This is a genomic window from Exiguobacterium mexicanum, from assembly GCF_005960665.1.
Lineage (GTDB): Bacteria > Bacillota > Bacilli > Exiguobacteriales > Exiguobacteriaceae > Exiguobacterium > Exiguobacterium mexicanum_A.
The window spans coordinates 482,886-503,012 of the sequence record NZ_CP040676.1; the positions used below are offsets into that span (position 1 = coordinate 482,886).

Genomic DNA, 20,127 nt, shown 5'->3' on the forward strand with positions numbered 1-20,127 from the left:
ACTGTCGAAAATATGGTTCTGTACGTTAGTTATTTCCGATTCGCCATATTTAAAACAAAATCAGAAAGAAGTTACGAGCATAGTTTGATGTCAAAGCATATTCCTCAGTGTCCCATGCAGGTATGGCGAGGCAGACGATAAATAAATAACATTATATGAAAGGTTTGGATTGCAAAAGCATTATCTGGATTTCCGTTTTGTTGTTTTTCGGACGGGCTAATTCCCTAAAGTAATCAATTGATGAGAGGAGTGCTCGCCATGTCTTTAAAACTGATGTATATCACGAATGAACCGAACATTGCCCTGCTCGCTGAACAGAACGGGGTCGATTGGGTGTTCGTCGATTTAGAACTAAACGGAAAAGAAGAACGACAAGGTCATCTCGATACGGTCATTTCACGCCATGCCATCCGTGACGTGAGCCGCCTGCGCGCGGTATTGAAACATGCCGAGCTGCTCGTCCGCGTCAATCCGATTTTCCAAGGTTCACGTTATGAGATTAATGAGGTCATCAATCGCGGGGCCGATGTCGTCATGCTTCCCTACTACAAGACGGCCGCCGAAGTGGCGGCGTTTATCGATTTCGTCGACAAACGAGCCAAAGTCTGTCTGCTATGTGAAACGAAAGAGGCCATCGCCTGTATGACGGACGTACTCAAACTATCGGGCATCGACTACGTTCACATCGGCTTGAACGACCTGCATCTCAGTTACGGGCAGAGCTTCCTGTTCGAACCACTCGCCGATGGTACGGTCGAAGCGGTGACACGTCAACTCCAAGCGGCCGGAATCCCGTACGGTTTTGGCGGCGTCGCTCGAATCGGAGAAGGTAAGCTTCCGGCTGAAAAAGTGCTCGGGGAGCATGTCCGACTCGGTTCGTCACTCGCGATTTTATCGCGCAGTTTTTGTAATATCGGATCGGTCGGGAAATTTGATGCGAAACAGGCACAACTATTCCAAGAAGGGGTATGGAGAATTAGAGCGTACGAGCAACAGCTCGAACACGCGACACCGGAGTGGTTGGGATTGAATCGGTTGAGTCTCGTCTCGACCGTTGATGCCATCACGGCGGAAATCCAGAACCGGAAAGGAATCTTGTCATGAATTTGCTATCGACAGGAGTGCGGTTGACTCCTGAACAACTCGCGACACTCGAACGACTTGGCTATACGGTGACGATGCTTCGGGAAGAGGCGGACGTGTCGGACATCGATGTCTCACAGGTCGAGGGTTTGATTTGTAACAATGTCTTTCAATACCGCTCTTGTATGGACTTCAAACGGTTGCGGTTCGTCCAAGCAATCAGCGCCGGACTCGACCGTTTGCCGCTCAACGAACTCGAGGAACGAAACATCCGGATCTACAATGCCGGCGACACGTACGCCGTACCGATGGCCGAATGGGTCGTCTGGCAGTTGCTCGATTTTATGAAGCATGGGGCCGCGTTTCGGGAGAAACAGGCGAACCGGCATTGGGAAAAGGAACGGCGCTTGCGTGAGCTGACCGGGAAGACCGTGGCGCTGCTTGGTCTTGGCCATGTTGGGGAAGCGATTGCGACACGGCTCCGGGCGTTCGATATGACCCTCATCGGCGTCGGGCATCGGGAGAAGCACGTGCCGTTCGTCGACCGTTACGTGTTGATGGATGAGCTGCACGACGTTTTGGCGGAGAGTGACGTCATCGTCATCGCCTTACCGCTCACCGACGATACGTATCATGTCATCGACGCGGAAGCGATTGCGTCCATGAAAGAGGATGCCGTCCTGTTGAACGTCGCGCGCGGGTCGATTATCGACGAGTCGGCGCTCATCGCGGCGCTCGAGGAAGGCAAGTTCTTCGGGGTCGCCTTGGACGTCTTCGAGACCGAGCCGCTCCCGTCGGATCATGCGCTCTACAACTTTGAATGGGTGACGCTTACGCCGCATAACTCGTACGTGTCGGACCGGGTGAATGAGCGGCTGTTCGAAAATATGATGAATCATTTGAAACTCGAACAATTGAACAGATAAATCCATCTGGTTTAAGGCAAATAGTTCGCTCATAAAGGAAGTGGAGGACTTGAGAAAGAATAAAGCAACGAGAGGACTATAACGTATAGGGATGGATGGTGGCTTACTATGAAGGTGCTATGGTTGACTAACGTTCCGTTGCCAGAGACAAGTCATTTATTACGTGAATCATCAACGCCGTATGGCGGATGGCTCGTCAATACATCGAAATATTTGTCTGACCTGGATACGGTCAAACTCTCCGTTGCGTTCCCGACTAAAAAAGCGAACCGAATAAATGTTTTGGAAGGGGATAAAATCACGTATTATCCGTTCGTGCCGATTAAAAAGGTGAGTGACCCCTCCATCAAAAACCATGCGCGATTTGCGAACATTTTACAGGAAGTTTCCCCGGACCTCGTTCACATATTCGGAACCGAAATGCCCCATACATTGGCCATGGTCAATGCCTGTCGGAAATTCGGTGTGAAGACCGTGATTTCGATTCAAGGACTCGTTTCGGTCATCGAAAAACATACGTATGCCGGTCTGCCCCAAGACGCCATTCACAATAAGACGTTTCGAAACTGGGTTCGTCACGACCATGTGAGCGGATTGCGAAAAACGTTCCAAGTACGTGGTGAGGCCGAACGTGAGGCGATTCGAAAAGTCGGCCATGTCATCGGCAGGACGACGTGGGACCGAGCCTGTGTCTCTCAAATTAATGACCAAGCTGTTTATTTCCATTGCAACGAGACATTACGGGAATCGTTTTACCATGAGACGTGGGAGCGGGAAAGATGTGAGCCCCATTCGATTTTCTTGAGCCAAGGTCAATATTCCATCAAAGGGCTGCACTTTATGTTGGAAGCCATGCCGTTGATTTTGCAAAGGTATCCGGACGCAAAATTATATATTGGAGGCAGCGATTTGACAGACCGATCCGGTTTGAAAAATAAGCTGTTCGCCACACATTATGGCAATTATATTCAATCATTGATTGACCGATACAATTTAAGACAACATATCTCATTCACGGGAACGTTGAACGAGCAAAACATGTGCCAACGTTATCTCAAGTCGCATGTCTTCGTCTGTCCGTCTACCATCGAAAACAGTCCAAATTCATTGGCAGAGGCGATGTTACTAGGTGTGCCATCCGTTGCGTCTTATGTAGGGGGGACGAGTGACATGCTGGCTGATAAAAAAGAGGGATTCCTATACCAACATGACGCCCCTTATATGTTGGCTTATTATGTCTGTAAAATTTTTGAGGACGATATGTTAGCCAAAACCTTATCTGCAGCGGCACGACGACGGGCCAAAGTCACACACAGTCAAGAGTTAAATCTAAAGCAACTCGTACAGATTTATGAAGATATATTAACTCCATAGTTCTCAGTTGATAGACGGGCCGATTGCGATGATGCAATCGGCTTTTTTCGTTTTTTATACTTCACGAAAAGATTATCCACGGCTCATTCTGTTTGTGAGTTACCGGCAGGGGCTTACGGGAACAACGAGGATAGCATCCTCACATCATGAAACGACAACTTAGAAGGAGTGACTCACATGCCAAGCCTCACCCAGCTCGTTAGTCTGGTCGTCCCAATCTATAACACAAGCGCCTACTTGAGACAGTGTCTTGACAGCCTTGTTCATCAAACGTATCCACATCTCGACATTATTTGTATCGATGACGGGAGTACAGATGATAGTCTCAACATTGCATTGTCTTACGACAAAGATCCGAGAGTACGTGTCATCAGTCAAACGAATCGTGGCTGTTCTTCCTGCCGCAATCGAGGCCTTCAATTGGCATCAGGTGAGTATATCATGTTCATCGATAGTGACGACTGGCTTGATGTAGATGCGATTCGACTATTAGTTGAACACGCGGAGAATGAACGGGCAGATGCCGTCATGGGGACGTATGTGCGTGAATACAAGGGACGTTCTCTTCCGAAGCGAATCTTTGAAGCGGACTTCTTATCTTACAACGAAGAAGAGACGAGACGGTATGTCCATCGCCGCCTATTCGGACTCGTCGGTGAGGAGCTCGCTCACCCGGAGACAGTGGATGCGCTCAATTCAAACTGTATCACGCTTTATCATCGTGATCTCATCAAACATCTAACGTTTGGCGGTCCATACGGGACATTTATCGATTTATATTTTCAAATCCAAGCATTGGAGCATTGCCAACGATTCATTTATATCGACTATCCAGTCTACCATTATCGAAAAACAAATACCCAGTCTGAAACGAGTGTCTATCACAAAGACCTTGTCGCCTCGCGCCTCCAGTTCTTCCACATTTTAATGCGCTATATCGAGACACATCAGCTCGGCGAGGAATATAATCATGCTCTTTATAACCGGATCGCCCTCAGTATGATTGGAATTGGTTTAAACGAAATTGCTGCGCCGAAATCTCTGTTCGCTCAAGCGGAATCATTGAAACAAGTGCTCCGACAAGAAGAGTACAAACGGGCTTATTCGCAGATGGATATGCGTCATTTTGATGTAAAGTGGCGAACATTTTTTCGGCTCTGTAAAAACGAACAGACTGTACCGCTTGTGTTGATGTTACGTGGTGTCGATTATCTTCGGAAGCGTGTATGAGGAGGAGAGAACGATGAAACGAGTGCTCATGGTCGCCTCGGTCGTCTCGATGATTGAGAGCTTCAACCGCGACAATATCCGCATGTTGCAGGACATGGCATATAAGGTTGACGTCGCCACGAACTTCGAGTGGGGCAGCATGTATTCGCCTGAGAAGATCGCCCGCATCAAACAGGACTTGGAGGCGGACGGGGTCACACTGTACCAAGTCGATTTCGAGCGCGACATCAAGAAGATGAACGGCCACGTCCGGGCCTATCAACAGTTGAAGGCCGTCATGACGGCAAACCGCTATCACTTCATCCACTGTCACTCGCCAATCGGCGGGGTCGTCGGCCGGCTCGTCGCCCGTCAGACACACACGCCATGCATGTATACGGCACACGGCTTCCATTTCTTCAAAGGCAGCCCGTCGCTCAACTGGATGCTGTATTATCCGGTCGAGCGGACGCTCGCCCGGCTGACCGACACGATTGTCACCATCAACGAGGAAGATTTCTCGCGGGCGCAGACGTTCAAGACGTCGCACACGTTCCGCATCCCCGGCATCGGTGTCGACACGAAACGAATCGAGGCGGTCACGGTTGACCGGCCGCTGAAACGGCGCGGCCTCGGCATCGACAGTGACACCGACTTCGTCTTGTTATCGGTCGGTGAGTTGAACGAGAACAAGAACCACGAGACGATTATCCGCGCCATCGCCTCACTGAAGGAACCGACGCTCCGCTATTTGATTGCCGGGACGGGTGACAACAAAGACCAGCTCGAACGGCTCATTCGGGAGCTCGGACTCGAGCGACAAGTATTCTTGCTCGGTTTCCGCGACGATGTCATCGAAGTGATGAAGGCGGCGGACTGCTTCGTCTTCCCGTCAAAGCGGGAAGGTCTCGGCATGGCCGCACTCGAGGCGATGGCGGCGGGACTCCCGCTCATCACATCGAACGTGCATGGGATCAACGACTATTCGATTGACGGGGTGACTGGTTATAAATGTGCTCCTGAGGATGTGGCCGGCTTTGCCCGGGCCATCCGGACGATGCAACTCGATTTCGATTTGTCCCACCAAATGGGGCTCCACAACAGCGAGTCGGTCAAGGCATTTGACGTCAATCGTTCGAAATCGGAGATGCGACGCATCTATTCTCAATTCGTTCAGGATAAGCCGACATGATAGTTCATGAAAAGATGGTAGACATTTCTTTCCGATTTGTATGGAACGTCGGGTAAGGAGTAAAGACAGAGAACGGCAACAACGTCACGACTGGATATTTGTCTATGCAACTTTGTCTGAAGGAGGGCTTACGTGTGAAAAGTCAAACGATGTTACTCTCAGAAATATTCGGGGTGTTAAAGAAAAATATGTTGCTTCTCCTCTTGATGATTCTCATGGGTGGAGGGGCTGCCTATTATTTAAGTCAGTATGTGATCGCGCCGACTTATGAGGCTTCGACACAAGTACTGATTGTACCGAAAGAAGAGGCTGGTACGAATGTCGTCGACAGCTCGCAAGTCTCATCTTCACTCTCCCTTGTGAACACGTATCGTGTCATCATGCGCAGTCCGGCTATTTTGAATGAGGTCCAAGCTCGAGTCGCGGAAGCGCCGAAAGACATCAGTGAAATCCTCTTAGTAGAAAGTGAGGAAGAATCACAAGTCATCAACATTGTAGTGGAGTACGGTGACCCTGTCGTCGCCACCGAAATCGCCAACGTCATCACACGCGTGTTCGCCAGTGAGATTCCTGATTTGATGAATATCGATAACGTTCGCATTCTATCGGAAGCCGTCGTACCAGGCGAACCCATCGCTCCGAATGTCGTCATAAATACTGCAATTGGTCTGCTTGCAGGGTTTGTGATTGGAGGCGTGCTCGCCCTCATCCGTCATACGTTTGATAAACGGATTCATGATGAGCGTGAGGCGGAACAAATTTTGTCCATGCCAGTAATCGGATCGATTCCGGTCATTGAAAAACGTGACATGAACCCAAAGGTAGTTAAACCAAAAGCTGAGGCTGGCACGGCGCCGAAAGGAGACGATCCACATGTTCCACCTGTCAAAGAGTCAAGACAAACATCGTGATTCGGGGCGCAGCCTTATCACGTTAGCGAATCCTAAATCTCCGATTGCCGAACAGTATCGGACCATACGAACGAATTTGCAATTCACGGCGCTTGGTGCGACGTTGCAGACGATTGTCGTCACATCGGCGTCGGCCGGGGAAGGTAAATCGACGACGGCCTCTAACTTGGCCATCGTCTACGCGCAACTCGGAAAACGGGTGTTGCTAATGGATTGTGACATGCGTAAGCCAACGGTACATTTCACGTTCCAACTTGCAGGTCAGACGGGTTTATCCACTGTTCTCGCCAAACGGACAACGTTCGATCGTTCGGTTCAAATGACGAAAGTGCCAAAGCTCCATTTGTTGGCAGCGGGTCCGATTCCACCGAACCCGTCAGAGTTGCTCGCGTCACCGATGATGAAGCAGTTGTTAGATGAGGTGAAGGAAAAGTATGACTTGATTATCTTGGATGCACCCCCGCTCATGCATGTAGCGGACAGCCGATTATTAGCAAGCGAGACGGACGGAACGATTCTTGTCGTAGGTTGCGATAACTCGAACCGAGACCTCGTATTAAAGGCGAAAGAGCAGCTCGTCTTATCGGGCGCCCACATGTTAGGGATTGTAATGAATAAACGTGAGCGCGCCGGAAAGAATGCATACTACGCATATACGTACGAATGAGACGGAGATTGGCTGGTTTGATGTGAATTATGGAAGCAAGAGGAGGCAGCAAAATGAAGAATCCACTCGTCTCGATTGTCATCCCGGTATACAATGGGGCAGACTTTTTGAAGGAAACAATTGAAAGCGCCCTCGCCCAAACGTATGAGCGAGTGGAAGTGATTGTGATCAACGATGGTTCGACAGATGGGGGGGCGACGGCGGCGATTGCCAGTAGTTTTGGGAATCGGATTCGATACTTTGAAAAAGCGAATGGCGGGGTATCGACCGCGCTCAATTTGGGCATCGAGAAGATGCGAGGCGAATGGTTCTCCTGGTTAAGTCATGACGATCTCTATACTGCCGATAAAATCAAGACACAGGTTCAGCATTTAGAAAAACTTGGGGATCAGGCAAATCGCTATATCTTATCGTGCGGGACGAAGCTGATTGATGAATCAGGCCATCCGATCCATCGTCCGAGAAGACAGCCGAAAGGCATGTATACGAATGTAGAGATGTTCAACTATTTATTGTTGGACGCTTGTTTGAGCGGATGCGCGCTACTGATTCCGAAACAAGCGCTCATTAGCGTCAATGGGTTTCCGACATCGTATCGATACATTCAAGATTGGGTGTGCTTCACTGATTTAGCTTTAGAGGGTTACCATTTTAAGATGACCACTGAGCCTCATGAGAAGACACGCATTCATGCAAAACAACAAACGAAAAAAATTGCGAACCTTGCGCCGATTGAAACGGCTCGCTTCTTCGAACAGTTATTGATTCGACTTGATGCAATCAATAGTGAGACGACGCCACAGATTAAAACGGTATTTAAAGCCATCTATCGATCGACCGAACCAGAAGTAAGAGATGAGTTGCTTCGAAGATTCGACGGGAACCGTCATTTGAATTGGATTGATCAAAAGACTTTGCTCGTCTCGTCATTCATCTACCATCGTCTATTGACGTTGTATCGAGGGATGATGAACCTTCGTTATCGCTGACAACCGCAAAGGAGGAGGTCATATGTGGATTTATCTGATCAATATGTTACTTCTGATCGCATGGGCGGCGCTCCTCCTGCGTGAAGATGGCATCAAGCATGGTAAGTTGCTGTTTGTGACGATTGCGACGGGGCAATGGATTCTATTGTCAGGCTTTCGTCACTTCAGTGTCGGAGCTGACACGATGCAATACAAATGGATGTTTGATGAGACGAAGAGAATCTCATGGGACCGATTGGGTCAAAATTTTGTCGACGTCGTATTTGGAGATGGGGATGGTCGAGATCCTGGTTACTATTTATTGCAGAAAATGATACAACTTGCGACCGAAAATTATCAATGGTATTTACTGACGGTCGCACTTTTGTTCCTCATTCCGTTTGGGATTTGGATTTATCGCAACTCGACCGAGCCGCTGCTGAGCTTCCTGATTTTCTCGACCTTGTTTTACGCCTTCTTTGCCATCACTGGCATTCGCCAAACGATTGCAACGGCCATCGCCGTATTGATTGGTTACTACTTCATTCAAACGAGACGATTTTGGCCGTTTCTCGGGGTCGTACTGCTTGCGGCGACGATTCACAAATCTGCACTCGTTTTTCTCCCATTTTATTTCTTGGCGACGAAAGCCATCACGCCGAAGTATCTACTTTTTATGGGCGCATTGATTCCGTTCTTGTTCGTGTTTCGTGTCCAACTGTTCGAATTTTTCCGAACCATTAGTGGGTACAACGAATACGAATATTATACGGGAGCAGGTACATTTAACTTCTCTATGATTATGATTTTAATCACGATTGTCTCGCTTTGGCGTCGTGAACAGATGATTGCGGTCAATCCGAACGTGACTCATTATTTGAATGCCTTGTTATTGGCACTTTGTTTTCTGCCACTAACGTTTATCAACCCTTCTATGATGCGGATCGTCCAATATTTTTCTATCTTCGTCATGTTGTTGATCCCAGAACTGATTCGTTCCTTCGAACGTCGGGAGCGCCTGCTCGTCTATTACGTGGCCATCACGATGCTGCTGCTCTTGTTTGTCCGTAACGAACCACTTTATATGTTCTTTTGGCAACAGAAATAAGGGGAGGGGAATCTGGTGACGACGAAAGTGGAGTTTGATGAACAAAAAAGTTCACGACAAATCAAAATCGGTGTACTCATGTCTTACATCGCCATCGGATTTAATATCCTCGCCGGGCTGTTCTACACACCATGGATGATTGCGGAAATCGGGAAGGCGAACTATGGACTCTATATGCTATCGCTGTCGCTCGTCAGCATCTTCGCGCTAGATTTCGGCTTGGAGGCGGCGGTGTCACGCTTCCTGTCAAAATATCATGCGCTCGGAGATTCAGAAGGAGCGTCCCGTTTTCTAGGTGTCGCGTTCAAACTTTTTATTGGCATCGCGCTGTTGATTGGCCTCGTTCTGATTGGGGTCTATGTAATGATCGACACGATTTACGCAAGCCTATCGCCTGCTGAAGTCGAGACGCTCCAAGTGTTGTACATCATGGTCGGTTTTTACATCGTCGTCTTGTTTCCGACCAAACCGTTCAATGGAATTTTTATCGCCAATGAGCGATTTGTCGTCCTCAACTGGTTCAACTTGATTGAGAAAGTGTCGACTGTCGTTTTAATGATTGGAGCGCTTTTGTTCGGGTTTGGCTTGTATGCGCTCGTTTTTGTCAATGCCATTGTCGGGTTATCCATCATTATCGGGAAAGGCATCTACTTGCTCCGTAAAACGGAGACAGCGATTGATTTTTTACACAACAGTCGTTCAATGTACCGGGATATCTTTTCTTTCTCCTCCTGGACGACAGTCATCGCTATCGCGCAGCGTTTCATTTTAAACATCACCCCGACGATTCTCGGGGCTTTAGCGAGTAGTGCGTCCATCGCTTTATTCTCAATCGGGATGGTCATTGAAGGATACGTTTGGACAATATCATCAGCGATTGGATCTCTATTCCTCCCGAAAGTCACGCGAATGACGACCTATAATCGTCAGTCCGAATTGGATCATTTGTTGATTCGTGTCGGACGTATCCAATTGTATATCGTCGGCTTGATTATCATCAGTTTTGCGACGATGGGTCGGGAGTTCATCGGACTTTGGGTCGGACCGGACTTCTTTCCATCCTATGTGGTTGCGTTGCTACTCATTCTTCCGGGGCTCATCACATTGACGCAAGAAATCGCCTATACGACGTTAATTGCCGTCAATCAAATTAAGTATCGGGCGTTCGCATCCCTCATTGTCGCAACGGTCAGTGTGATTTTATCGCTTATCTTGTCGCCGCATTATGGTGCAATCGGTGCTGCCATTGCCATCTTGATTGGGAATTTGGTTGGTACCGTCATATTTATGAACCTGGTGTACTTACGTGTCTTGAAATTGAATATGTGGAAATTCTTCTACGAATGTCATGTGAAGATTGCGCCGGCCTTAATTTTTCTAGGAATTTCCGGCTTCTTATTCCAACGATATCTGCCTGTCGATTCACTCATTCACTTCCTCTTTAAAGCTGTTGTGCTCGGTCTCGTCTACTTTATCTTTCTATGGATGTTCACGTTTCGGGATGATGAAAAAGAATTGTTGCGTGGGTTTGTCCGTCATGCATCGAAGACATCCTGAACGGGGTGTCTTTTTTCATAGGACGCAAACATTAGACATGTCATCTTTCAAAAAAATGATAAACATTTCTTTCCTATTCTCATAATGAGACGGGTAACACGATAGTATCAACGTCATTGCAATTGTTTCCAACCCAACTTTCCCATCACCTTTAGAAGCAACTGACATCATGAAAAGGAGAGGATTTGCAATGTTTACAGACAAGACGTTATTGATTACTGGAGGAACCGGATCATTCGGAAACGCCGTTATGCAGCGCTTTCTGAAAACTGATATTAAAGAGATTCGTATCTTTTCACGAGACGAGAAGAAACAGGACGACATGCGTAAACTGTATCATGACGACAAACTCAAATTTTATATCGGTGACGTCCGTGATGTGAACAGTGTGCGAAACGCGATGTACGGTGTCGATTATGTATTCCACGCCGCGGCGTTGAAACAAGTCCCTTCCTGTGAGTTCTTCCCACTAGAGGCAGTGAAAACGAACGTGTTGGGAACGGACAACGTCTTGAACGCGGCCATCGAGCAACAAGTTCAAAAAGTCATTTGCCTATCGACCGACAAGGCGGCCTATCCAATCAATGCGATGGGCATTTCTAAGGCGATGATGGAAAAAGTATTCGTCGCCAAAGCGAAAGCCGTCGGACCGGAGCAGACGTTGATTTGCGGCACGCGCTACGGAAACGTCATGGCATCACGGGGTTCTGTCATTCCACTCTTCGTCGATCAAATCAAACGAGGTGAACCGTTGACCGTGACCGACCCGTTCATGACACGTTTCTTGATGAGTCTCGAAGACGCGGTCGAACTTGTCGTCTTCGCCTTCCAGAATGCACACGCGGGAGACATCATGGTCCAAAAGTCACCGGCGTCGACGATCGGGGTATTGGCGCAAGCGTTGCTCGAGCTGTTCCAAGCGAACAACCCGATTAAAGTCATCGGCACACGGCATGGTGAGAAGTCATACGAGACGCTGTTGACACGAGAAGAGAATGTCGTCGCAGAAGATATGGGCGGCTTCTACCGCGTCCCGGCCGATACACGCGACTTGAACTACGATAAATACTTCAATGAGGGTAGCAAGCAATTGACGGTCGAGGGTGAATATAATTCGGCCAATACAGAACAGTTGAACGTCGAGCAAGTGAAGCAACTGTTATTGACTCTTCCTTACATCCAACAAGAACTTGCGAGCTGGGTGAAAGTATCATGAAGATTCTCGTCACCGGAGCATCTGGATTCATCGGTAAGAATCTGGTCGCAGAATTGACCGCACGGGGACATGACGTGTACTCGTGCACACGCGATACACCAGAAGCGTTGTTTCAGCAGTTTTGCCGAACGGCCGAGTTCGTCTACCATTTGGCCGGGGTGAACCGCTCGGAAACGGAATCCGACTTTGCGGAAGGAAACACCGGGTCGACCGAGCGCTTGGTCGCAGCACTGACCGCGCATGCCAATGACGCGCCGATTATGTTTGCCTCGTCGATTCAAGCGGCCCAGGACAATCCGTACGGACGAAGCAAACTCGCGGCGGAGCGTGTGCTGAGAGCCGAATATGAGACGACGGGACGCACCATCTATCTGTTCCGTTTCCCGAACCTGTTTGGAAAGTGGGGCCGGCCGAACTATAACAGTGTCGTCGCGACGTTTTGTTATCGGGTCGCACGAGACTTGCCGATAGAAATTCACGACCTGGCACGCACCGTGCAACTGGCGTATATCGATGACGTGATCGATGCGTTGATCGGCTTGCTCGACGTGAGAGGACAAACACCGGCCGTGTATGAGGAAGAAGTTGCAGTCCATCCGCCAATCGAGCTCGGCCGAATCGCCGACTTGTTACAGACATTCAAAGAAAGTCGCCAGAGCTTGGCCGTCCCGAATTTAGAGGATGTGTTTACGAAGCAACTGTACAGCACGTACCTCAGTTACTTGCCTGTCGACAGCTTCGCTTATGACTTGAAGTTGAATGAAGATGCACGCGGGTCGTTCACTGAATTCATCCGGACACCTGACCGGGGACAAGTGTCCGTCAACGTTGCCAAGCCCGGGATCACGAAAGGGAACCACTGGCACCACACGAAAAATGAAAAGTTCCTCGTGGTCAGCGGCGAGGCGTTGATTCGTTTCCGCAAGGTCGGAGAGAACGAGGTCCATACGTATCACGTCACGGGAGAGATGATGCGTGTGCTCGATATCCCAACCGGCTATACGCACAACATTGAAAACATCGGAACGACCGACTTGGTGACCGTCATGTGGGTGAATGAGGCCTATGACCCGAACAACCCGGACACATACTTTATGGAGGTGCAAGATGAAACGACTCAAAGTGATGACTATCGTCGGGACGCGTCCCGAAATCATACGCCTGTCGGCCGTTATTCATAAACTGGAACACTCTGAGGCCATCGAGCACGTCCTCGTGCATACGGGACAAAATTATGACTATGAATTAAATGAAGTGTTTTTCGAGGATTTCTCTTTGCGAAAACCCGATTACTTTCTTAATTCTGCGACGGGCAGCCCGATTGAGACGATTGGTAACATTCTCATCCAAGTCGATCCCGTGCTTGAACTCGAACGTCCGGATGCGGTGTTGATTCTCGGAGATACAAATTCTTGTCTTGCGGCAATCGCGGCCAAACGCCGGAAAATCCCGATTTTCCATATGGAGGCCGGCAACCGCTGCTTCGACCAACGCGTTCCGGAAGAAATCAATCGGAAGATTGTCGACCATACCGCGGACGTGAATTTGACGTACAGCGATATCGCCCGGGAATACCTTCTCCGAGAAGGGCTCCCGGCGGAACGAATCATCAAGACGGGAAGCCCGATGTTCGAGGTGTTGATGTCGAAACGAGAGGCGATTGAACAGTCAGATGTGCTGAGCCGGCTTGAACTGACTCCGGACCACTACTTCATCGTCTCGGCGCATCGAGAAGAGAACGTCAACTCCGACAAACACTTCTTGGCACTTGTCGACAGTTTGAACGCAATCGCGGGGCAGTATGGACTACCGGTCATCGTCAGCACCCATCCACGGACGATGAAGCGGATTCATGAATTGAACGTCTCGTTCCATCCGCTGGTCCGGCTCCTCAAGCCGCTCGGATTTGTCGACTATAACCACCTTCAACTGCATGCTAAAGCGGTGCTCAGTGACAGCGGGACAATCAGCGAAGAGTCTTCCATCCTTGGATTGAGAGGATTGAATATCCGAGAGACGCATGAGCGGCCGGAGGCGATGGAAGAAGGGGCCGTCTTGATGGTCGGGCTTGAGAAAGAGCGAATCTTACAAGGATTGTCGGTCGTCATGGAGCAGGAGCGGCCTCGCCTCGTCAGTGACTACAGCATGCCGAACGTCTCGGACAAAGTGGTACGGATTTTGATCTCGTACACGGATTATGTCCGACGCGAGGTATGGAAAGGCACGACCGACCCCCGTCAAACCGTAAGGGAGGGTGAACGATGAAACAAAAACTCGTCTTTATCGGGAATATCGCTTCCCCTTATCAAGTGAAACTGTGCTACGCCTTGGAAGAATATTTTGACGCTGAATTTTGGTTTTATGAACACCTCGATCAAAATCGGCCGGACTGGTGGAAAATCCCGCTCGGCGAGAAGTGTCAAATCTTAAAACACACGAAGTGGTTTCCAAAACTCGGTTATCTCTCGCTCGGATTGATCCCAGAGCTGATTCGGTTCAAACCGGATGTCATCCTACTCGGCGGATTCATGGCTGGACATGCCGGCATCGTGAGAGTGGCAAAACTGTTCGGAATCAAGACCGTCGTCATGAGTGAACCGATTCGTCCGCTACAAAATGACGACGACCCTTCTGATCGGCTCACGAATCCTCAAGACAATCCATATAAAACGAAACTGTTGCACTGGATGTTCAAGGATGCCGACTTATATTTCGGGATGGGGACGGTAGCGGTCGAGCAATTCAAGGACCATCTCGGGTTTGATCCTGAAAAAGTTGTGCATGCGACATATGCACAGGACATTGATGCTTACTTCGATCATGGGTTGAGACGGAAACAGCCAGGCGACACGTTCAAACTTTTGTTTGCGAATCGTCTCGTCGAACGCTATCAGCCGCTGCTCGTGTTAGAAGCATATCGGAATTTATCAAAACGCTATTCCCTCGAACTCTATTTGAACAATTCAGGACAACAACTCGAGGCGTGTAAAGCATATATCGCAGAGCACGATTTGAAGAACGTCCACTTCTTAGATGAGATCCGGGCGTGGGACGAGATGCCGAAAGTGTATGAACAAGCGGATATCTTGGTCCTGCCGGCCACGTATTCGAACGGGAACGGGACCATCATCGAAGCGAGAGCCTCAGGCATGGGGGTCGTCATCAGCGATCAAATCAATAACGTCTCCCATCACTCCGTAGACGGAAAGAACTGCTACATGTGTGACATCACGGTCGAATCGATCGAACGAGGGATTGAACAGTACCTCGAACATCCGGAGCGTCTCATCGAACATGGCATGTTATCGCGGGAACTCGTCAAGTTCCATCGAAACGATGTCACGGCCAAAGGATACTATGACACGTTACGCGCGAAACAAATCATTTCGTAAAGGAGAGACGTCATGAACGTGGGCATCATGCAACCTTACTTCTTCCCTTATATCGGGTACTTCCAGTTGATCCATGCGGTCGATACATTCGTTTTGTATGACGACGTTCATTTCATCAAAAAAGGGTGGATTCATCGAAATCGTGTCCTGATTGATGGAAACCCTCACCCGTTCACGTTATCAATTCAAAAGATGAGCCAAAATCGTTTGATTTGCGACCATGAACGGGCACAACCGGATGAGATTGCCGAACAACAGTTGAAACTGTTGCGACACGCCTATCACAAAGCCCCTCAGTTCGAACACGTCTTCCCATTGCTCGAACGAGTGATTCGTCATCCCGAACGAAACGTCGGGAAGTATTTGGCAAACGGCATCGGGGAAGTCGCACGGTATCTCGGCATCTCGACGACATTCATTCTTTCGTCGGAGTTGAACGCTGGATTCGGATTGAAGGGCCAAGCGAGGATTATCAAGATGTGTGAACAGTTAAGGGCGACGCATTACGTGAATGCGATCAACGGAATGTGCTTGTATGATGCCGATGTGTTCGAACAGGCAAGGATTGATCTATCGTTTATCAAGACCGATTCAATCACGTACGATCAAGGGCCCTATACGTTCCAACCGAACTTGTCCATCATCGACGTGATGATGCATTGTTCCAAACTGGAAATCCAATTCATGCTTGAACGGTACGCACTCGTCTCGAATCGCCAAGTGACCTAGGAGGTGCCTTATGCTACACATCGTCGATATCCAATCCGCCGCATTTCCGGCTCATCCAGCATCAAATCAGCCTGACCGTCCGCCAGAAGCTATTCCCGTCACCAAATCGATACTCCCATCATTTGAAGAGTATACGGATGAGATTCGTGAGTTGTGGGCATCGGGATGGTTGACGAACAACGGCGCCAAACATCAGCAACTCGAGCATGAGTTGATTGATTATTTAGGAGTCGAGCATGTATCCCTGTTCACGAACGGACACTTGGCACTCGAGACGGCAATCGAGGCATTCGGATTGACGGGAGAAGTCATCACGACCCCTTTTACCTTTGCTTCGACGAGTCACGCCTTAATCCGTAAAGGGCTGACACCCGTGTACGGGGATATCCGTCCAGACGACTTTACACTCGACGCTTCCAAATTAGAGCGACTGATCACGACGAAAACCTCGGCCATCCTACCCGTCCATGTGTACGGAAATGTATGCGACGTCGAGGCAATCGAAGCGATTGCCAAGCAACACAACCTGAAAGTGATCTATGACGCGGCCCATACGTTCGGCGTCAACGTGAACGGTCGAGGAATCGGCTCGTTCGGGGACGTCTCGATGTTCAGTTTCCACGCCACGAAAGTGTTCCATACGATTGAAGGTGGCGCCTTGACGTACAATGACCCGGCCTTGAAGCCCCGTTTCGATCAGTTGAAAAACTTTGGCATTACTGGCCCGGAAACGGTTCAAGAGCCGGGTGGAAACGCCAAAATGAATGAGTTTCAGGCTGCGATGGGGTTATGTAACTTGCGTCATATCGAGGAGACGATCATGCGTCGGAAACGCGTGCGTGAGCAATATGACGCGTTACTCAAAAACGTCCAAGGGATTCGAATCCTGACACCTCAACCCGGCGTCAAAACGAACCATTCCTATTATCCCATCATCTTGACGGCGGAGGAGAATCGACGGGATGAGCTGCATGACGCCTTGGCGAAGGAAGGTATCTTCACCCGGAAGTATTTCTATCCGCTCGTGACGGATTATGCGTGGAATCAGAACCGGTTTGCGAGCCGCAGCACCCCCGTCGCCCGTGAGATTGCCGAGCGGGTGCTGACACTTCCGCTTTATCCAGACCTTGCCGCAGAAGACGTGACACGGATTTGCACGGTGATTCAAGAAAGGATGATGAAACGATGAAAGGCATCATATTAGCAGGCGGGAACGGAACGCGCCTCTATCCGATGACAAAGGCCGTCTCCAAACAACTGTTACCGATCTACGATAAACCGTTGATTTACTATCCGATGTCCGTGTTGATGTTAGCGGGGATTCGAGAAATCCTGCTCATTTCGACCCCGCAAGATATCGGTGGATATGAGCGTCTGTTCGGGGACGGCCATCAGCTCGGCATCGACATTTCCTATAAAGTGCAGACGAAGCCGGTCGGACTGGCCGACGCCTTTATTCTAGGAGCGGATTTTATCGGCGATGATTCGGTCTGTCTCATCTTAGGGGATAACGTGTTTTACGGACCCGATTTGACGCGCTTCTTGAAACACGCGCAAGCGAAAAAACAAGGGGCGACTGTCTTTGGCTACCCGGTAAAAGATCCGCGAGCCTTTGGTGTCGTCGAATTCGATGCCGAAAACCGGGTCGTCTCGATTGAAGAAAAACCGGCGGCCCCAAAATCGAATTATGCGGTCCCGGGACTATACTTCTACGACAATCAAGTTGTCGAATTCGCCAAACGTGTCGAACCTTCCGCAAGGGGCGAACTTGAAATCACGTCGATCAACAACATGTATCTCGAGCGCGGGGAGTTGAACGTCGTGCTGTTCGGACGAGGGATGGCATGGCTCGACACCGGAACGCCAGAAGGTATGATCAAAGCGTCCGTGTTCGTCCAAACGGTCCAAGAGCGGCAAGGTTATTACATCGCCTGTCTCGAAGAAATCGCCTGGCGTCGCGGATTCATCACACGAGACGAGTTGAAGGATATCGGTTTGACGCTCAAGATGACCGATTATGGACAATATCTCTTATCACTCGTCGAGGAAGGAGAGAGAACGGATGCGAACAATCCTAGTGACTGGCGGAGCCGGGTTCATCGGTTCAAATTTCATAAAACACTTGCGGGCAAAACATCCAGCGTACCGCATTCTTAACGTCGATGCGCTCACGTATGCAGGGAATCTCGAGAACCTTCGGGAGTTCGAGGCAGATCCCCTCTACCATTTCGAGAAAACCGACATTCGTGATCGGCAAGCAATGGACCGATTGTTCACGAAGTATGAAGTCGATGAAGTCGTCCACTTCGCAGCAGAATCGCATGTGGACCGTAGCATCACCGAGCCTGAACTGTTTTTGACGACAAACGTTCTCGGGACGCAAGTGCTGCTCGACACGGCGATGCGTCATTGGAAAGTCGCCCCTGATGATAAGTACAGCCGGGAGTATGAGGCAGGCGTCTGTTTTGTCCATGTGTCGACGGATGAAGTGTACGGGTCACTCGGCGCGACCGGTTATTTCACCGAGGACTCGCCGATTGCCCCGAACAGCCCGTATTCGGCCTCGAAAGCGAGCTCTGACCTGCTCGTTCGGGCTTATCACGAGACGTACGGGTTGCCGGTCAAGACGACGCGATGCAGCAACAACTATGGGCCGTACCAGTTCCCAGAGAAGCTCATTCCGCTCATGATTCATAACTGTATGTCGAACTTGCCGTTACCGGTTTACGGCGACGGGCAACAGATTCGGGATTGGTTGTATGTAAGCGATCACTGTGAGGCCATCGATGTTGTTCGAGAGAACGGAAGGTTCGGTGAGGTTTACAACATCGGGGGGCATAATGAAAAAACAAACTTGGAGCTCGTTCACATCATCCTTAAAGCGTTCGGACAGTCAGACGAGTTGATTCAATTCGTGAAAGACCGTCCGGGACACGATCGACGTTACGCGATCGACGCGACCAAGATGGCCGACGAACTCGGATGGACCCCGCGATATCGATTTGAAGATGGAATCGTCGAGACGATTCAATGGTATGTGGAGCATCCTGAATGGATTGAACGGATTGTATCCGGTGCGTATCAATCCTACTACGACTCGATGTATTCTTCGTTCCGATAGGAGGGAGTTCCCATGTATGCACGTTTTGTGAAACGTCCGCAAGACATGATTCTTGCGACGATCTCACTGCTTGTTTTAAGTCCCGTCCTCGTGACGGTCGCGGGTCTCATCAAGTGGAAGCTCGGAGGACCGGTGCTGTTCAAACAAAAACGTCCCGGGAAAGACGGCGTCATCTTCGAGATGATGAAGTTTCGGACGATGACCGATGAGCGGGATGAGCACGGCGAGCTGCTACCGGACGAGGTACGGTTGACCCCGTTCGGTCAGACGCTCCGGTCGCTCAGTCTCGATGAGCTGCCGAGTCTGCTCAACATTGTCAAGGGTGACATCGCCATCGTCGGACCGCGCCCGTTGCTCGTCGAGTATTTACCGCGTTATAACGAGGAGCAGCGCCGACGTCACGACGTCCGGCCTGGACTGACAGGCCTCGCCCAAGTGAACGGACGGAACCGGCTGTCATGGCCGGATCGTTTCGCGCTCGACGTGAAATACGTCAACAACATCACGTTTCTCAACGACTGGAAAATCATCTTGCAGACGGTCGGTAAAGTCGTGAAGAAGGACGGTATCTCGTCGGATACGGCGGCAACGATGGAGGCGTTTATGGGGAATGAAACTAGGAGAGAACCTCAAAAAGAATTGCACTTGAGTTAGAAAAACTCGGGCGCAATTCT

Annotated in this window: 19 protein-coding genes; all 19 read left to right on the forward strand. The window is 49.7% G+C overall.

The window, feature by feature from the left end; translation table 11 throughout:
* The first annotated feature begins 258 nt into the window (after window positions 1-258).
* The 19 genes from FED52_RS02970 to FED52_RS03060 all read left to right on the forward strand — a co-directional run bounded on the left by FED52_RS02970 (window position 259) and on the right by FED52_RS03060 (window position 20,107).
* Window positions 259-1,104: an aldolase/citrate lyase family protein gene (locus FED52_RS02970; protein ID WP_138858889.1), complete on the forward strand. Its 846-nt coding sequence runs from the start codon at window positions 259-261 to the stop codon at window positions 1,102-1,104.
* Window positions 1,101-2,009 (forward strand): NAD(P)-dependent oxidoreductase, encoded by a 909-nt coding sequence (locus FED52_RS02975; protein WP_138858890.1) that lies wholly within the window; start codon window positions 1,101-1,103, stop codon window positions 2,007-2,009. Before FED52_RS02970 ends, FED52_RS02975 begins: the two co-directional genes overlap by 4 nt.
* Window positions 2,010-2,117: 108 nt before the next feature.
* Window positions 2,118-3,383: a glycosyltransferase family 4 protein gene (locus tag FED52_RS02980; RefSeq protein WP_138858891.1), complete on the forward strand. Its 1,266-nt coding sequence runs from the start codon at window positions 2,118-2,120 to the stop codon at window positions 3,381-3,383.
* Window positions 3,384-3,560: 177 nt separating this feature from the next.
* Window positions 3,561-4,613 carry a glycosyltransferase family 2 protein gene (locus tag FED52_RS02985; protein WP_138858892.1) on the forward strand — a complete coding sequence of 351 codons (1,053 nt, stop codon included), beginning with the start codon at window positions 3,561-3,563 and terminating at the stop codon, window positions 4,611-4,613.
* Between the two features lie 13 nt (window positions 4,614-4,626).
* Entirely contained in the window at window positions 4,627-5,784 is a 1,158-nt protein-coding gene (locus tag FED52_RS02990) for a glycosyltransferase family 4 protein (RefSeq protein ID WP_138858893.1), read from the forward strand.
* 134 nt (window positions 5,785-5,918) lie between these two features.
* Complete coding sequence (locus FED52_RS02995) at window positions 5,919-6,695, forward strand: YveK family protein (RefSeq protein ID WP_167491757.1); 777 nt, start codon at window positions 5,919-5,921, stop codon at window positions 6,693-6,695.
* The gene (locus FED52_RS03000) at window positions 6,658-7,362 is read left to right on the forward strand and encodes a CpsD/CapB family tyrosine-protein kinase (protein WP_138858895.1); all 705 of its coding nucleotides are present in this window, start codon (window positions 6,658-6,660) and stop codon (window positions 7,360-7,362) included. Before FED52_RS02995 ends, FED52_RS03000 begins: the two co-directional genes overlap by 38 nt.
* Window positions 7,363-7,415: 53 nt before the next feature.
* On the forward strand, window positions 7,416-8,351 hold the full coding sequence (locus FED52_RS03005) for a glycosyltransferase family 2 protein (protein ID WP_167491759.1): 936 nt from the start codon (window positions 7,416-7,418) through the stop codon (window positions 8,349-8,351).
* A 22-nt stretch (window positions 8,352-8,373) separates the two neighbouring features.
* On the forward strand, window positions 8,374-9,438 hold the full coding sequence (locus FED52_RS03010; RefSeq protein ID WP_138858897.1) for an EpsG family protein: 1,065 nt from the start codon (window positions 8,374-8,376) through the stop codon (window positions 9,436-9,438).
* 15 nt (window positions 9,439-9,453) lie between these two features.
* Entirely contained in the window at window positions 9,454-10,995 is a 1,542-nt protein-coding gene (locus FED52_RS03015) for an oligosaccharide flippase family protein (RefSeq protein WP_138858898.1), read from the forward strand.
* A gap of 190 nt (window positions 10,996-11,185) precedes the next feature.
* The gene (locus FED52_RS03020) at window positions 11,186-12,211 is read left to right on the forward strand and encodes a polysaccharide biosynthesis protein (protein WP_138858899.1); all 1,026 of its coding nucleotides are present in this window, start codon (window positions 11,186-11,188) and stop codon (window positions 12,209-12,211) included.
* Window positions 12,208-13,392, forward strand: a complete 1,185-nt coding sequence (locus FED52_RS03025; RefSeq protein WP_138858900.1) for a polysaccharide biosynthesis C-terminal domain-containing protein — start codon at window positions 12,208-12,210, stop codon at window positions 13,390-13,392. The genes FED52_RS03020 and FED52_RS03025 overlap by 4 nt, the downstream gene beginning before the upstream one ends.
* Entirely contained in the window at window positions 13,319-14,476 is a 1,158-nt protein-coding gene (wecB, locus tag FED52_RS03030; protein WP_138858901.1) for a non-hydrolyzing UDP-N-acetylglucosamine 2-epimerase, read from the forward strand. Before FED52_RS03025 ends, wecB begins: the two co-directional genes overlap by 74 nt.
* Window positions 14,473-15,603, forward strand: a complete 1,131-nt coding sequence (locus tag FED52_RS03035) for a glycosyltransferase family 4 protein (RefSeq protein WP_138858902.1) — start codon at window positions 14,473-14,475, stop codon at window positions 15,601-15,603. The genes wecB and FED52_RS03035 overlap by 4 nt, the downstream gene beginning before the upstream one ends.
* Before the next feature lie 12 nt (window positions 15,604-15,615).
* Window positions 15,616-16,332, forward strand: coding sequence for a WbqC family protein (locus tag FED52_RS03040; RefSeq protein WP_138858903.1), 717 nt, complete (start codon window positions 15,616-15,618; stop codon window positions 16,330-16,332).
* 10 nt (window positions 16,333-16,342) lie between these two features.
* Complete coding sequence (locus tag FED52_RS03045; protein ID WP_138858904.1) at window positions 16,343-17,521, forward strand: DegT/DnrJ/EryC1/StrS family aminotransferase; 1,179 nt, start codon at window positions 16,343-16,345, stop codon at window positions 17,519-17,521.
* Window positions 17,518-18,489: a glucose-1-phosphate thymidylyltransferase RfbA gene (gene rfbA / locus FED52_RS03050; RefSeq protein WP_138858905.1), complete on the forward strand. Its 972-nt coding sequence runs from the start codon at window positions 17,518-17,520 to the stop codon at window positions 18,487-18,489. The genes FED52_RS03045 and rfbA overlap by 4 nt, the downstream gene beginning before the upstream one ends.
* Window positions 18,395-19,453: a dTDP-glucose 4,6-dehydratase gene (rfbB, locus tag FED52_RS03055; RefSeq protein WP_138858906.1), complete on the forward strand. Its 1,059-nt coding sequence runs from the start codon at window positions 18,395-18,397 to the stop codon at window positions 19,451-19,453. Before rfbA ends, rfbB begins: the two co-directional genes overlap by 95 nt.
* Window positions 19,454-19,465: 12 nt before the next feature.
* Window positions 19,466-20,107: a sugar transferase gene (locus FED52_RS03060; protein ID WP_138858907.1), complete on the forward strand. Its 642-nt coding sequence runs from the start codon at window positions 19,466-19,468 to the stop codon at window positions 20,105-20,107.
* Window positions 20,108-20,127: the final 20 nt, after the last annotated feature.